We start from the raw sequence: 15,842 nt of genomic DNA on the forward strand, positions 1-15,842 counted from the left end.
AAGCGCGGCGCCAATCTATCGGGCTATCGGGCGGTTCCCAGGCTGGCATACATTCCGTTGGTGCGGAACTGCGTCGGGTTGATGCCGTAGAGGCGGCGGAAGACCTTCGAAAAATAATTGGCATCCTCGAAGCCGCACATGATGGCGACTTCCTTGACCGGCAGGAAATCGGCCTTCGTCAGCAACTTCGCCGCGCGCTGCAGTCGCTGCTGCAGCACGAATTCGGCGGGCGGAAGTCCCTCGCTCTCGGCGAAGCAGCGCGAGAAATGCGCGCGGCTCAGGCCGCTGATCTCGGCGAGATCTGCGACGCGGAGCGGCCTGTCGAGATTGGCCTTGATGTGATCGATGACCGGCTGCATGGCGCTCTCGTCGTCGGTCACGGCATGCGAGCCGAAGACATCATCGTAGAGCGCCATGGCTGCTTCATAGGCGACGGCCGAGGCGGCTCCCGGCGAGACCGCGCCCGTGATCAGGCGCACACTGCAATCAGCCAGATGATCGATCGTCGAGGGCTGCAGCCGCAGCACCGGACCGACGGCGGCAAGGATCGACTTGTGGATGCGCAGTGCCTCCTCGCCGTTCATCGATATCCAGAAGAACTCCCAGCGCTCGTCCTTGGCCAGCCAGTAACGGTGGTTGTGCGGCACGAGAACCAGCAAGGTGTCGCCCTTTTGCATGCGGTAGTTCCGGTTCTCGTAGCGCAATCGGCCGGCGCCGCTGATCGTATGCTGGAGCACGGTAAACGGCGTCTGGCCGCGCTTGCGCCCATCCCAGTCGTAGACCTCGTTCTCGCGCACTTCATAGCCGGTGCTTGTCGGCATGGTGTGTAAGCGCTGGCGCCCGCGCGGCAGCGATACCGTCCTGCCCGCCGGCCCGATGTCGATCAAGTTCCGCAGCACAAAATTACCCCTAAAAGCATAATCCTTCTCTGGTCGCGTGCCGAATAAGGCGCATAATCCCTAGAGAAAAGCAAAAGAAACCGCGGTCAAAGAGCGGATGGGAGGAAGTGCCGGATTCCAGCCTGCATAGCGTGGCAGGCGGGCCAGGCTTCTTTTCGCCGCCTTTGCCCTAGCGTTCGATCAGGTCGAGGTGAGGACTGATGAGTTTCAAGATCGCTATCATCGGTGCGGGAAGCGTCGGGTTCACCAAGAAGCTCTTCACCGACATTTTGTGCGTTCCTGAATTCAGGGATGTCGAGTTCGCATTGACCGATCTCAGCGAGCGCAACCTCCAGATGATCAAGTCGATCCTCGACAGGGTCGTCGAATTCAACAGGCTGCCGACCAAGGTTACGGCAACGACCGACCGCCGTCCTGCCCTCGAGGGTGCCCGCTACATCATCAGCTGCGTTCGCGTCGGCGGTCTCGAAGCCTATGCGGACGACATCCGCATTCCGTTGAAGTATGGCATCGACCAGTGCGTCGGCGACACGATCTGCGCCGGCGGCATCCTCTATGGCCAGCGCAACATTCCGGTGATCCTCGATTTCTGCAAGGATATCCTCGAAGTCGCCGAGCCTGGGGCGAAATTCCTGAACTACGCCAATCCGATGGCCATGAACACCTGGGCGGCGATCGAATATGGCAGGGTCGATACCGTCGGCCTCTGCCACGGCGTCCAGCATGGCGCCGACCAGATCGCCGAAGTGCTCGGCGCCAAGTCGCGCACCGAGCTCGACTACGTCTGCTCCGGCATCAATCACCAGACCTGGTTCATCGACCTGCGTCTCAACGGCCGCAAGATCGGCAAGGACGAGCTTGTTGCCGCCTTCGAGGCGCATCCGGTCTATTCGCAGCAGGAAAAGCTGCGCATCGACGTCCTGAAGCGCTTCGGCGTCTATTCGACTGAAAGCAACGGCCACCTTTCCGAATACCTGCCCTGGTATCGCAAGCGGCCGGACGAAATCACCCGCTGGATCGATATGTCCGACTGGATCCACGGCGAGACCGGCGGCTACCTTCGTTATTCGACCGAAACACGCAACTGGTTCGAAACCGAGTTCCCGCAATTTCTGGAGTCCGCCGCCAGGCCGATAGACCCCGCCAAGCGCTCCAACGAGCATGCCAGCCACATTCTCGAAGCGCTTGAGACGAACCGCGTTTATCGCGGCCATTTCAACGTCAAGAACAACGGCATCATCACCAACCTGCCGCAGGACGCGATCATCGAGTCGCCCGGCTTCGTCGATCGCTTCGGTATCAACATGGCGGCCGGCATTACGCTGCCGGAGGCCTGCGCTGCCACTTGCATTTCCTCGATCAACGTCCAGCGCATGTCGGTTCATGCGGCAATCTCCGGCGATATCGACCTGCTTAAGCTCGCGGTCCTGCACGACCCGCTGGTCGGCGCGGTTTCGACGCCGGAAGAGGTTTGGCAAATGGTGGACGAAATGGTCGTCGCCCAGGCCCGCTGGCTGCCTCAATATGCCGATGCGGTGCCGGCCGCGAAGGAACGGCTTTCGAAATCCAGGGTCAAGACCCGCGAATGGGCGGGCGCGGCGCGGCGCGACGTCCGTTCGATCGAGGAACTACGTGCGGAAAAAACGGCTCTCAAGCAGGCCGTCTGAATTTCGCCAGGACGGATCGCGGCGAGCTTTCGGGAGGATTTTCCGCACCCGTCTGTACATTGTTCGAGGAGAGATGGAGCAGCGTCAACGCGCTCCTGAACAAGAGGGAGGAGAGACGATGAGGAATTTTCGAAACATTGGCATTCTCGCCGGGCTGGCGCTTAGCGTCTCGGCCTCGGCGCTGAACGCGTATGCATCCGAGCCGACCGTGCCGCCGGTGCCCGCGCAATTTCCCGCCGAGGGAAAGATCAAATACGTCGCGCGCGACTCGATCCTGGAGTTCAAGGCACTTCCAGACTACCACGAACCCGATTGGGTCACCGACAAATACGTCAAGGCAGGCAAGCTGCCGCCGGTCAAGGACCGGCTGCCGAAGGAGCCGCTGGTCTTCAAGACCGGCAACATGCCGGACGGCGTCGGCGTCTACGGCGATACGATGCGCCATGTCATCGGCGGCCGGCCGGAGGGCTGGAACTACGGCGCGGGCCAGACGCAAGGCTGGGGCGGCATCGACATCGGCCTTTCCGAATGCCTGACGCGCACCGCACCGCTTTTCCAGGTCGAGGCCAAGGACACGGAGCCGCTGCCTAACCTCGCCAAGAGCTGGGACTGGTCGAAGGACGGCCACACGCTGACGATGCATCTGGTCGAGGGTGCGAAATGGTCGGACGGCGTTCCGTTCAACGCCGACGATGTGATGTTCTACTGGGACGACGAGGTGATCGACCCTAATGTGTCGCCGCTGAACGGCGCGACGCAGGAGACCTTCGGCGTTGGCACGATGCTGAAGAAGATCGACGACTACACCGTCGAGTGGACCTTCAAGGACGCCTTTCCGAAGCAACACCTCTACGCCATGGCTTACGGCAAGTTCTGCCCCGGACCGTCGCATATCCTCAAGCCGCAGCATCCGAAATATTCGAAGAACACCTACGAGCAGTTCAAGAACGCGTTCCCGCCGGAATATATGAACATGCCCGTGATGGGTGCCTGGGTGCCGGTGGCATACCGCCCCGACGACATCATCGTCATGCGCCGTAATCCGTACTATTGGAAGGTCGACGAGAAGGGCAACCAGCTGCCGTATCTCAACGAGCTGCACTACAAATTATCAACCTGGGCCGACCGCGACGTTCAGGCGGTGTCGGGGGCGGCCGACATCTCCAATCTGGAGCAGCCAGAGAATTTCGTCGCCTCGCTGAAGCGGGCGGCGCAAAAGGACGCGCCGGCTCGACTTGCCTTCGGTCCACGGCTGATCGGCTATAATCTGCGGATGAACTTCTCCGCCAACGGCTGGGGCAATCCCGACGAGCGTGGGCAGGCGGTTCGCGAGCTGAACCGCAACGAGGATTTCCGCAAGGGCGTTACCATGGCGCTCGACCGCAAGGCGCTCGGCGACTCGCTGGTCAAGGGTCCGTTCACCGCCATCTATCCGGGCGGCTTCTCCTCGGGTACGAGCTTCTACGACCGGAAGTCGACTGTCTACTATCCTTTCGATCTCGAAGGCGCCAAGGCGGAACTCGCCAAGGCAGGCCTGAAGGACACCGACGGTGACGGCTTCGTCAATTTTCCTGCCGGCACCGCCGGCGGCAAGAATGTCGAGATCGTGATGCTCGTCAACAACGACTACACCACCGACAAGAGCCTCGCGGAGGGCGTCGTCGGCCAGATGGAGAGGCTAGGTCTTCGCGTTGTCCTGAACGGGTTGAACGGCGTCCAGCGCGACGCGTCCATGTATTCCGGCCGTTTCGATTGGATGGTCAGGCGCAATGATGAGGAGCTCACCTCGGTCGTACAGAACACCGAGCAACTGGCGCCGATCGGCCCACGCACAAGCTGGAACCATCGCGCTCCGGAAAACGGCCAGGTCGATCTGATGCCGTTCGAGAAGGACCTCGTCGACATCGTCAACAAGTTCGTCTCGGCGCAGGACAACGACGAGCGCGCCAGCCTGATGAAGCAGTTCCAGAAGATCTCGACGCAACACGTCTATACCGTCGGGCTGACCGAATATCCCGGCGCGCTGATCATCAACAACCGCTTCTCCAATATCCCGCAGGGAACGCCGATCTTCATGTTCAACTGGGCCGAAGATTCGATCATTCGCGAAAGGGTCTGGGTCGCTGTCGACAAGCAGCAGAAATATGAACTGTTCCCCGAACAGCTTCCCGGAAAGCCCGGGGACAAGGGTCCGACGAACTGAGTTTCCTCCCCTGACTTGAAAATTCCCGGCCGCGCTGCTGGCGCGGCCGGGACAAAGCCAGCGGCGAGGGGATAACTGAAACCGAGCGAGGAGGGAAACGGCCGATGCTGCGATTTCTGCTTATGCGCATAGCATCCGCGATACCGGTTCTCGCCATTTTGAGCGTGGTTACCTTCGCGATCATCCAGGCACCGCCGGGCAACTATGCCGACTACATCCGCTTGCAGCTCATCAACCAGGGTGGAGCCTCCTTTGCCGAGGCCGATGCCCAGGCGAAGGCTTATAGCGTGGAGCATGGCCTCGATAAGCCGGTTCCGCTCCAATACCTGAACTGGATCGCCGGCATCGTCACCCGCGGCGACTTCGGCTACAGCCTATACTACAACAAGCCCGTCGCCGACGTGGTGGGCGAGCGGCTGCCGCGCACGCTGCTGCTTGCGCTTGTCTGCCACCTGTTGGCTTCGGTGCTGGGCATCGGTTTCGGCATCTGGGCGGCGACCCGGCAGTACAGCTGGATCGACAGTACGCTGTCGGCGATTTCCTTCCTCGGAATGACGGTACCGCGCTTCCTGATGGCGCTGATCATCGTTTATCTGCTGGTCTTCCAGTTCAACGTCTCCGAGATCGGCAGCTTCTTTTCGCCGCAATTTGGCGGGGCTCCGTGGTCCTGGGCGAAGTTCGTCGATCTCGTCCGGCATGTCTGGCCGGTTGTCGCCATCGCCACCTTCGGCGGGCTCGCCTACAACATGCGGGTGATGCGTGGCAATCTGCTCGACACCCTGAACGCGCAATATGTCGAAACCGCTCGCGCCAAGGGCCTCAGCGGCGGTGCGGTCGTGATGCGTCATGCGGTGCCCAATGCGCTGCATCCGCTGGTCATGTATCAGGGTGTGGTGCTGCCCTATATGCTGACCGGCGAGATCGAGACTGCGATCATCTTTGCCCTGCCGACCGTCGGCCCGGCGATCGTTGGCTCGATGGCGGTCGGCGACGTCTATGTCACGGCGACCTTCATGATGGTGCTGTCGGCAACGCTGATCGTCGGCAACATCATCGCCGACATGCTGCTCGTCATGCTCGACCCACGTGTGCGCCAATATGCAGGGTCCTGAGATGCTTGCGTTCGAGCCCTCGCTGCCGCCACTTGCCGAGGAATCGGCCAAGATCAAGCCGCGCGGCAATGAGAGCTACATCGCACTCGTCTGGCGCCGCCTGAAACGGTCCTGGACCGGTATGGCCGGGCTCATCCTGGTCGCGTTTCTGGTGCTGCTGGCGGTGTTTGCCGACTTCTTCGCACCGATGGATCCCAAGGTGACCGATGTCGGCTTTGCCCCGCCGCAGATGATGAGCTTCCATGACAAGGACGGCAACTTCGTCTTCCAGCCACGCGTCTATGCCCTGGCGGATTCGGAAGACCTCGACCCGGTTACCTTCCAACCCGTCGTCGGGCCGGACTACGACCATCCGCGGCTGCTCGGCTTCTTCGTCAAGGGAGCGGAGTACAGACTGCTCGGGCTGCTTCCCGCGAACCGGCACTTCTTCGGCTCGACCGACGGCCAGCCGGTGCACTTCCTTGGCACCGACAAATTCGGCCGCGATGTGCTGGCGCGTGCGATCTATGGTTCGCGCATCTCGTTGATGATCGCATTGACCGTGGTCTTCATCGTCACCGTGATCGGCACGACGGTCGGCATGGTGTCGGGCTATTTCGGCGGCACATTCGATGTCTGGGTCCAGCGCTTCGTCGAACTGGTGCTCGCATTTCCACAATTGCCGCTTTATCTGGCGCTGACGTCGCTGGTTCCGGTGACGGCGCCGACGAATGTCTTTCTGGCCTTCGTGATCGTTGTCATGTCGGCACTCGGCTGGGCGCAGATGTCGCGCGAGGTGCGCGGCAAGACCTTGGCGCTGGCGCGGATCGATTACGTTCGTGCGGCGATGGCGGTCGGCGCCACGGATGGCCGCATCATCATGCAGCATATTTTTCCAAACGTGATGAGCCACGTGATCGTTGCCGTCACGTTGGCGATCCCCAGTGTGGTCCTGCTGGAATCCTTCCTCGGTTTTCTCGGTTTTGCGGTGAAGCCGCCGCTGATCTCCTGGGGGCTGATGCTGCAGGACACGGCGACCTATTCGGTCATCGGCACCTATCCCTGGATCCTCTCGCCGGTCGGCTTCGTGCTTGTCACCGTCTTTGCGTTCAACGCGCTTGGCGATGGACTGCGCGATGCGGTCGATCCGTATTGACGTGACATGATGCAACACGCGCTCGTCAAATCCTTCGCACCGCCTGTCCGGCTCGACCATGACGGCCGTTCGGAAGACCCGGTCATCGATGCCCGCAACATCGCCGTCGATTTCAAGGTCGAGCACGGCATGGTGGAAGCGGTCAAGGACATCTCCTTCCAGCTCTATCGCGGCGAGACGATCGCCATCGTCGGCGAATCCGGATCGGGCAAGTCGGTGACGGCGCGCACCGTCATGGGACTGTTGTCGAAGCGCGCAGTCGTGTCGCCGAAATCGACTGTCGAATACAACGGGGCGAACATCCTGAAATTTTCCGAGCGCGCGCGGCGCAAACTGCGCGGCGACCGCATCTCGATGATCTTCCAGGAACCGATGAGTTCGCTGAATCCGATCTACACGATCGGCAGCCAGATCGTCGAGGCGATCCGGGTGCATCGCAAGATGAGCCGCAGGCAGGCCGAAGCAAGGGCGCTCGAGCTGCTGCAGCAGGTGCAGATTCCTGAACCCCAGGCGCGGCTGAAACAGTATCCGCACCAGCTTTCCGGCGGCCAACGCCAGCGTGTGATGATCGCCATGGCGCTGGCCAACGATCCCGATGTGCTGATCGCCGACGAGCCGACGACGGCGCTCGACGTCACGGTTCAGGCACAGATCCTCAATCTCATCCGCAACCTGCAGAAGAAACTGCGCATGGCGGTGATCCTGATCACGCACGACCTGACTGTGGTGCGGCAGTTCTCCGACTATGTCTACGTCATGCAGCATGGCGAGATGCGCGAGCACAATGTGACGGAGAAGCTGTTCGCCGATCCGCAGCATCCCTACACCTGTCATCTGCTTGCCTCCGAGCCGCGCGGCCAGGCAAATTCGTTGCCGGAAGGCGCCGACGTCATTCTTGAAGCCAAGGATGTGCGCGTCTCCTTCATGCTGCGGCACGGCACGTTCATGAGGCCGGACCTGCGCGAACTCGTCGCCGTCGACAGCCTCAGCCTGACCCTTCGGCGGCACGAGACGCTGGGTCTCGTCGGCGAATCCGGATCGGGCAAGACCACCTTCGGCGAGGCGTTGCTCAGGCTCAACACCACAGACAGCGGCGAGATCTATTTCGATGGCCAGCCGATCCATGGCTGTTCGCGCGCGCAAATGCGGCCGTTGCGGTCGCGCATGCAGGTCGTCTTCCAGGATCCGTTCTCGTCGCTCAACCCGCGCATGACGATCGGCCAGATCATCGAGGAAGGGCTGGTCGTCAACCGCATCGGCGCCACCAGGAACGATCGGATCGAGCGGGTGCGCGAGGCGCTGATCAGCGCCGGCATGCCCGGCGATATCCTGTCGCGCTTCCCGCACGAGTTTTCCGGCGGCCAGCGCCAGCGTATTGCGATTGCCCGCGCCGTCGCGCTCGAACCGGAATTCATCGTGCTCGACGAGCCGACATCGGCGCTGGATCTCTCGGTCCAGGCGCAGATCATCGAATTGCTGCGCAAGCTGCAGCGCGAACGGGGCCTGAGCTACATCTTCATCTCGCACGACCTCAAGGTCGTGCGGGCGCTGTGCCACCGCGTCATCGTCATGCAGCACGGCAAGATCGTCGAAGAGGGGCCGGTCGACGAAGTCCTGTCCCATCCCAAAACCGCTTACACCGAACGGCTGGTCAAAGCCGCTTTCGAGGTAGCCTGATTGCTTATGCCGGAGGTTGTTGTGGCAAGAAATCCCAAGGTCGCTTTCATCGGAGCTGGCTCGACGGTGTTCATGAGGAACATCGTCGGCGACATATTGCAGCGTCCGGCTTTATCCGGCGCGATGATCGCGCTGATGGACATTAATCCGCAACGGCTCGAGGAAAGCGCAATCGTCGTCGGCAAGCTGATCTCGACGCTTGGCGTAAAGGCCAAAGCCGAAACCTATTCGGACCAGCGCAAGGCGCTGGCGGGCGCCGATTTCGTCGTCGTCGCCTTCCAGATCGGCGGCTACGAGCCCTGCACGGTGACCGATTTCGAAGTTCCGAAGAAATACGGGCTGCGGCAGACCATAGCCGATACGCTCGGTGTCGGCGGCATCATGCGAGGCTTGAGAACCGTGCCGCATCTCTGGAAGATCTGCGAGGACATGCGCGCGGTCTGCCCGCAGGCGATCATGCTGCAATATGTCAACCCGATGGCGATCAACACCTGGGCGATCGCGGAGAAATATCCCGACATCAAGCAGGTCGGCCTCTGCCATTCGGTGCAGGGCACGGCGATGGAACTGGCGCATGATCTCGACATTCCCTACGAGGAGATTCGCTACCGCTCGGCCGGCATCAACCACATGGCCTTCTACCTGAAGTTCGAGCATCGCCAGCCGGACGACTCCTACCGCAACCTCTATCCGGATCTGCTGCGCGCCTACAGCGAAGGGCGGGCGCCGAAGCCGGGGTGGAACCCGCGCTGCCCGAACAGAGTGCGCTACGAGATGCTGAAGCGCCTAGGTTACTTCGTCACCGAGAGCTCCGAACATTTCGCGGAATACACACCCTATTTCATCAAGGACGGGCGCGAAGATCTGATCGAGAAATTTGGTATCCCGCTCGACGAATACCCGAAGCGCTGCATCGAGCAGATCGAACGCTGGAAGGGGCAAGCGGAAGCCTATCGCTCGGCTGACAAGATCGAAGTGGAGCAGTCGAAGGAATATGCGTCCTCGATCATGAACTCGGTCTGGACCGGCGAGCCGTCGGTGATCTACGGCAACGTCCGCAACAATGGCTGCATCACGTCATTGCCATATAATTGCGCGGCCGAGGTACCATGCCTCGTCGACGCCTCCGGCATTCAACCCACGTTCATCGGCGACCTGCCGGTGCAGCTCACCGCGCTGATCCGCACCAATATCAACGTCCAGGAGCTGACGGTCCAGGCGCTGATGACCGAGAACCGCGAGCACATCTATCACGCGGCGATGATGGACCCGCACACGGCGGCCGAGCTCGACCTCGACCAGATATGGTCTCTGGTCGATGATTTGCTGGTTGCGCATGGCGATTGGCTGCCGGCCTGGGCGCGTGGAGCGCGCAGCGTTCGGGCGGCCTGAGGCGCAGGGCTGTCTATTTCACTCGCCCTATGCCGACCATAGGGCCGGCTTTGAAAGCGGAGCGGCGTTGCCGGCAGATGTTTCGAAATCAAAGAGCTTCTGCGTTACGAGAGCAGCCGCTCCCCTTGCCCAGGAATTGTCCTCCCAGTCCAGCAGCATTGGTGGTGCCGCGCGAAAGGTATTTTTCCCAAGCGTCAGCCGCATTGGGCCAAACAGCGCATCACCAAACGACACGGCTTCACCGCCGACGACAATGACCTCCGGGTCGGTGATGTTGACAAGATTGGCGAGATGCCAGCCGATGCCATGTCCGGCTTCTTCGAGAATGGCGACGGCTCGCGGTTCGCGGTCTGCCAAGGCTGCCATAAGGCTCACTTTGCTGTCCGCTTCGTCGTGCCCGGTGGCTTCGCGCCAGGTGCGCAGGATCGCCGGCTCGGCGTAATAGGCCATCAGGCAGCCGCGTTTTCCGCACTCGCAAAGGCGGCCGTTCTCCTCATAAGAGCTGTGGCCGAACTTGCCGGCGGCACCGTTCGCGCCGCGATAGAGTTTGCCTTCGAAGACGAGCGCACAGCCGATTCCGACGCCGATCGCCAGCACAGCCATATTGCGGTGCTGGCGTCCCAGGCCGAAGAGTTGCTGGGCAATGGCATAGGCATTGGTGTCGTCCTCAAGCCACACGGGGACGTCTACCAGTTCGGCCAGCATCGGGCCAAGGGGAACGTTGTCCCAGTTGTAGCGATTGCTGCGGATACACACAGCCTTCTGGTTGTCGATGACGCCAGGCATTGAAACGCCGATCCCGGCAAGCTTGGCAGCGGGCCGATCGACAATGGAAATCAGCTCCGGTACCGCCTTGGCCAAGGTCGCTATGATATGGTCGGGATCGCTGTCCGAGAGCTTGACGCGCAGAGAGCCCAACGGATTGGTCGCAAGGTCGGTGACCACGCACTCGACCGATCCGACCATCAGCTTGAAACCTATGGCAAGGCCGTTGGCATAGTTGATATCCACCGGGATAGGGCGGCGCCCAGCCGAGCCCACGACTGTCTTGCCTTCGATCAGCAGGCCCTCCTCGATGAGGTCGGCCACAACGAAGGTGACCGCTGCCGGACTAAGGCCGGTAACGGACGCTATGTCGGCCCGGCTGCGCGGACCCTCCTGCCGCAAGAGATTGAGGATCAGTCTGCGGTTCATCGCCCGAGTCGTGCTCGGGTCACCCTTGAGCTTCACGGATCCGCTTTCTTAATTTTGTAAATTAATTATTGCCTCTCGAGAAGACATATGCATAAGTTTGCCCGACTGTTCAACACCCGAACCGGGGGTCAGCGAAATTAATCCGGTTAGCAATGTCACCGCGCTCTGAAGGGACGGGCAAGCATATTCTCTCGCCCGGGAGGTGAGCCGCGCCGTTGAGAAGAACAACCGCGCCGGCCGGAGTGCCAGTAGAGAATTGACAACAGGGAGGAGTAACAATGACGTTCAAGTGGATTGAAAAGCCGTCGACGCGGCGCAATTTCCTGAAGGGAGCGGGCGGCATTTCCGCCGCAGCGCTCGCGGGCTTCCCGATGCCGGCACTCAGCCAGTCGAGCGAAGTCACCATCATTTCAGACGAAAACAATGCCGATGCCCTGCGGATTTTGCGGCGCATCGCCGCCGACTTCGAGAAGCAGTCCGGCACCAAGGTTGTGATCAACAATATGGATCACGAGGCCCACAAGACCGCGATCCGCAACTACCTTGTAGCCGGCGCGCCGGATGTCTGCTTCTGGTTCTCCGGAAACCGCATGCGCGCCTTCGTCACCCGCGGCCTGTTCGACGACATTTCGGATCTGTTCGAGAAGGAAAAGTACAAGGACGTGCTGGGTGCCACGACCGGTGCCGTCACCGTCGACGGCAAGCAGTATGGCCTGCCGACCGGCGGCACGATGTGGGGCATGTTCTATCGCAAGGACGTCTTTGCCGAGCACGGACTGACGGTGCCGGCGACCTGGGACGAATTCCTGGCTTACGGCGAGAAGTCCAAGGCTGCCGGCCTTATTCCCGTCAGCATCGGCACCAAGGAACTCTGGCCGGCGGCCGGATGGTTCGACCAGATGAACCTGCGGATCAACGGTCTCGACAAGCACTTTGCCTTGATGAACGGCAAGATGGCTTACACCGACCCGGCGCTGAAGGCTGTTTTCGACCACTGGGAGGAACTGATCAAGCAGGGTTTCTTCACGCCGGATCAGACGTCGTTCGGCTGGCAGGAGGCCGGCGCCTTCCTCGCCCAGAAGAAGGCCGGCATGATGAACCTCGGCGCCTTCGTGAAAGCTACTTTCCCTGAGCAGGATCTCGAGCAGCTGACATTCGCCCCTTTCCCGAAGATTGAGGGCGCCCTCGACCGCTACGAAGAATTCTCGGTCAATTCGGTCCACATCCCGGCCAACGCCAAGAACAAGGCGGGTGCCCGCGAGTTCCTCGCCTTCTTCTACCAGCCGGAAAATTTCGGCCCCTATCTGGAACCTGGCGGCAACGTTCCGCCGCGCAACGACCTTCCAGCCAGCAAGGACCCGCTGGTCAACGCAGCTGTGGAAAGCCTGAAGACGGTGGCCGGCACGTCGCAATATTACGACCGCGATACCGATCCCGACATGGCCCAGGCCGGCCTGGTCGGCTTCCAGGAATTCATGGCCAAGCCGGAGCGCCGGGATGCCATTCTCCAGCGTCTCGAGGGAACTCGTCGCCGGATCTTCAAGATCTAGCGTCTCCCAGCGGAGGGGAGCGGGGATCTTGCCCGCTCCCCAATGCGTTCCGGTGAATGGGGTCTCCCAAAATGACGAAGCTTTGGCGCCGCCATTGCTGGTGGCTGACACCGACACTTCTGATCCTGCCCGCCGCTGTGCTGTTTTCCGTCGTCATTCTGGCATCTGCGGTCGAGAGCCTATGGATCAGCCTGCACGAATGGGACGGCTTCAGCCCGATGGTCTGGATCGGCCTCGGCAACTACCGCGAACTGTTCGCCGACCCGCAGTTCTATGTTTCGCTGAAGAACAATCTGATCTGGTTGGTGATGTTCATGCTGGCGCCGCCGCTCGGCCTCGCCATCGCGCTGCTCGTCAACCAGAAAATCCGAGGTATGCGCCTGCTCAAATCGCTGTTCTTCATTCCGCTGGTGCTGGCTTCTGTTGCCGTCGGCGTTGTCTTCACCTGGGTCTATACGCCGGAATTCGGGCTTCTCGCGCTGATCTTCCGCACCTTCGGCGCGACCGCCCCGGCAGTGCTGTCGGATGAAAACTTCGTCACCTTCGCCGTCGTGATCGCAGCGTTGTGGCCGCAGATCGCCTTCTGCATGGTGCTCTATCTCGCCGGCCTCAACAATCTCAGCGAGGACCTGATCGGCGCCGGGCGGGTCGACGGCGCCAGGGGCTGGAACATGCTGCGCCACATCGTGTTGCCGCAGCTGACGCAGGTCACCTTTATCGCCATCGCCGTCACCGTCGTCGGCGCCCTGCGTTCCTTCGACATGGTCTCGGTGATGACCAGCGGCGGCCCCTTCGGTTCGTCCGAGGTGCTTGCCTATCAGATGTTCGAGCAGTCCATCTTTTCCTACCGCTTCGGCTATGGCGCGGCCATTGCTTCGGTGCTGTTCGTGATCATGGCGGTCTTCATCGCCTGGTACCTGACGCGGATGATCCGCGCCGATGAAAGGGGCGGCTGATGTTTCCTCGCCCGTTTCCCGAAACTGCTATTTGGCGGCGTCGCCTCTATGTCGTGCTGGTGACCGGAATCCTGATTGTCTGGCTGGCACCGCTCTTTGCCATCATTCTCACCTCGTTCCGCTCCACGCAGGATGTCATGGGCGGCAATCTGTGGGGCTGGCCGACGCAATTCGGCCTGGTCGACAACTACATAGCGGTCTTCACCCAGACGCCGATGGCCCGCTACTTCCTCAACAGCCTGACCATCACCATCCCCTCGGTGATCGGCGTTCTCATCTTGAGCACTCTCGCCGGGTTCGTGCTCGCCCGTTACCGGTTTCGCGGCAACATGCTCGTCTTCGCCCTGTTCGTCGGCGGAAACTTCCTGCCGCACCAGATCATGATGATCCCGGTGCGCGATCTCATGGTGCGGCTCAACCTCTACGACACGATGGCGGCCCTGATCATCTTCCACATCGCCTTCCAGACCGGGTTTGCGACACTGTTCATGCGCAACTTTATCGCCGCCTTGCCGGGAGAACTGTTTCAGGCAGCCAGGGCCGAGGGCGCGACGCCGTTCCAGACATTGGTACATATCGTGGTCCCATTGGTGCGGCCGGCTCTCGCGGCGCTTGCCATCCTGCTCTTCACCTTTATCTGGAACGATTATTTCTGGGCGGTCGTGCTTACCATCAGCGATACCGTCAAACCGGTCACCGCCGGCCTCGCCAATCTGCGCGGCGAATGGGTCTCGGCCTGGAACCTGATCTCGGCTGGCACAATCGTCGTGGCTATGCCGCCGGTTGCCATGTTCTTCCTAATGCAGAAGCACTTCATCACCGGCCTCACCATGGGAGCGGTCAAGGGATGAGCGACCATGGCTTCAAGGCGTCGCCCACCCGATCCGAAACTGATTTCGCAAGCAGGGCTCCATGACCAGTCTTGAACTCCGGCAGATACAAAAGAATTATGGCAGCTACCACGCGCTGCGCGGCATCGATCTCAGCGTCGAACAGGGCGAGTTCATTGTCACCGTCGGGCCGTCCGGCTGTGGCAAGTCAACGCTGTTGAAGATCGTCGCCGGGCTTGAAACCGTCTCGACCGGTAAGATTCTCATCAACGGCCGTGATGTCACCACCACCGAGCCGGGTGAGCGCGGCATTGCCATGGTCTTCCAGTCCTATGCGCTTTACCCGCATATGACGGTCGCCGAGAACATGGGTTTCGGCCTGCGCATGGCGCATCGCCCCAAGGCCGAGATCGACGCCGCCGTGCTGCGAGCCGCCAAGATCCTTCGCATTACCGACCAGCTCGACAAGCGGCCGAAACAGCTTTCCGGCGGCCAGCGTCAGCGTGTGGCCATCGGCCGTGCGATAACCCGCTCGCCCGACGTGTTCCTGTTCGACGAACCGCTATCCAACCTTGACGCAGCGCTGCGCACGCAGATGCGCGTCGAGCTTTCCGATCTGCACGCCAGGCTCGGCGCCACCATGGTCTATGTCACGCACGACCAGACCGAGGCGATGACAATGGCGAGCCGTATCGTCGTGCTCAATCGCGGCTCGGTCGAGCAGGTGGGCGCTCCGCTCGAACTCTATCGCAACCCGGCCAATCTCTTCGTCGCCGGCTTCCTCGGCGCACCCCGGATGAATTTTTTCGAAGTGGCGGTCGCCGCTGTCTCCGGCGGCGTCGCCACGCTGTCGGCCGCCGGTCTTTCTCCCTTGACTGTCGAATTGACGGAAGCTGCATCGGTACAGGTCGGGGACAGGCTGACGATGGGGATCCGGCCGGAGAGCATCAGCTTGGCCGCGGAAGAGACGGCGAGTTTTGCCGGACGGGTACGGCTGGTCGAGCATCTCGGCCGCGAGACCATCCTCTATGCCGACGCCGGCCCGCTGCAATGCGTCAGTTCCGAAAGCGGCAGCGGCAACGTCACCGTCCAGATCGGCCATGCGAGTGCCGTCGCTGCCGATGCGACCATCGGCTTTAAGGTCGAGCCGCGTGACGTCTATCTCTTTTCCTCTGTCGATGAGCGGACGATCAGTGCCCGCAAGTCCACCATCACCGACTGATCTGC

12 protein-coding genes are annotated in these 15,842 nt (G+C 61.3%); 10 read left to right on the plus strand and 2 right to left on the minus strand.

The genetic code is table 11. The features are described 5' to 3' along the window. Positions 1–23: 23 nt before the first annotated feature. Entirely contained in the window at positions 24–821 is a 798-nt protein-coding gene (locus tag AC0L2Y_RS17040) for an AraC family ligand binding domain-containing protein (protein WP_473558155.1), read from the minus strand. 278 nt (positions 822–1,099) lie between these two features. On the opposite strand from AC0L2Y_RS17040, the gene melA (AC0L2Y_RS17045) reads away from it, so the two are divergent. The 6 genes from melA (AC0L2Y_RS17045) (at position 1,100) to melA (AC0L2Y_RS17070) (ending at position 10,085) form a co-directional block, all read left to right on the plus strand. After that, positions 1,100–2,566: an alpha-galactosidase gene (gene melA, locus AC0L2Y_RS17045; protein ID WP_473557979.1), complete on the plus strand. Its 1,467-nt coding sequence runs from the start codon at positions 1,100–1,102 to the stop codon at positions 2,564–2,566. A 118-nt stretch (positions 2,567–2,684) separates the two neighbouring features. After that, the gene (locus AC0L2Y_RS17050; protein ID WP_473557981.1) at positions 2,685–4,769 is read left to right on the plus strand and encodes an ABC transporter substrate-binding protein; all 2,085 of its coding nucleotides are present in this window, start codon (positions 2,685–2,687) and stop codon (positions 4,767–4,769) included. A 104-nt stretch (positions 4,770–4,873) separates the two neighbouring features. Further along, positions 4,874–5,881 carry an ABC transporter permease gene (locus AC0L2Y_RS17055; RefSeq protein ID WP_473557983.1) on the plus strand — a complete coding sequence of 336 codons (1,008 nt, stop codon included), beginning with the start codon at positions 4,874–4,876 and terminating at the stop codon, positions 5,879–5,881. Position 5,882: 1 nt separating this feature from the next. Further along, positions 5,883–7,016, plus strand: coding sequence for an ABC transporter permease (locus AC0L2Y_RS17060; RefSeq protein WP_292653801.1), 1,134 nt, complete (start codon positions 5,883–5,885; stop codon positions 7,014–7,016). A 9-nt stretch (positions 7,017–7,025) separates the two neighbouring features. After that, on the plus strand, positions 7,026–8,693 hold the full coding sequence (locus AC0L2Y_RS17065; RefSeq protein ID WP_473558158.1) for an ABC transporter ATP-binding protein: 1,668 nt from the start codon (positions 7,026–7,028) through the stop codon (positions 8,691–8,693). Positions 8,694–8,714: 21 nt separating this feature from the next. Beyond that, positions 8,715–10,085 carry an alpha-galactosidase gene (gene melA / locus AC0L2Y_RS17070; protein ID WP_473557986.1) on the plus strand — a complete coding sequence of 457 codons (1,371 nt, stop codon included), beginning with the start codon at positions 8,715–8,717 and terminating at the stop codon, positions 10,083–10,085. A 27-nt stretch (positions 10,086–10,112) separates the two neighbouring features. Here melA (AC0L2Y_RS17070) and AC0L2Y_RS17075 read toward each other — a convergent pair whose 3' ends face one another. Further along, positions 10,113–11,315, minus strand: a complete 1,203-nt coding sequence (locus AC0L2Y_RS17075) for an ROK family protein (RefSeq protein WP_473557988.1) — start codon at positions 11,313–11,315, stop codon at positions 10,113–10,115. Between the two features lie 242 nt (positions 11,316–11,557). On the opposite strand from AC0L2Y_RS17075, the gene AC0L2Y_RS17080 reads away from it, so the two are divergent. The 4 genes from AC0L2Y_RS17080 (at position 11,558) to AC0L2Y_RS17095 (ending at position 15,837) form a co-directional block, all read left to right on the plus strand. Continuing rightward, on the plus strand, positions 11,558–12,829 hold the full coding sequence (locus AC0L2Y_RS17080; RefSeq protein WP_473557990.1) for an ABC transporter substrate-binding protein: 1,272 nt from the start codon (positions 11,558–11,560) through the stop codon (positions 12,827–12,829). 71 nt (positions 12,830–12,900) lie between these two features. Further along, positions 12,901–13,785 carry a carbohydrate ABC transporter permease gene (locus AC0L2Y_RS17085; RefSeq protein WP_473557993.1) on the plus strand — a complete coding sequence of 295 codons (885 nt, stop codon included), beginning with the start codon at positions 12,901–12,903 and terminating at the stop codon, positions 13,783–13,785. Next, the gene (locus tag AC0L2Y_RS17090; RefSeq protein WP_473557995.1) at positions 13,785–14,636 is read left to right on the plus strand and encodes a carbohydrate ABC transporter permease; all 852 of its coding nucleotides are present in this window, start codon (positions 13,785–13,787) and stop codon (positions 14,634–14,636) included. The genes AC0L2Y_RS17085 and AC0L2Y_RS17090 overlap by 1 nt, the downstream gene beginning before the upstream one ends. Positions 14,637–14,697: 61 nt before the next feature. Then, entirely contained in the window at positions 14,698–15,837 is a 1,140-nt protein-coding gene (locus AC0L2Y_RS17095) for an ABC transporter ATP-binding protein (RefSeq protein ID WP_473557998.1), read from the plus strand. Positions 15,838–15,842 lie beyond the last annotated feature (5 nt).

This window comes from Mesorhizobium sp. WSM4830, assembly GCF_055811495.1.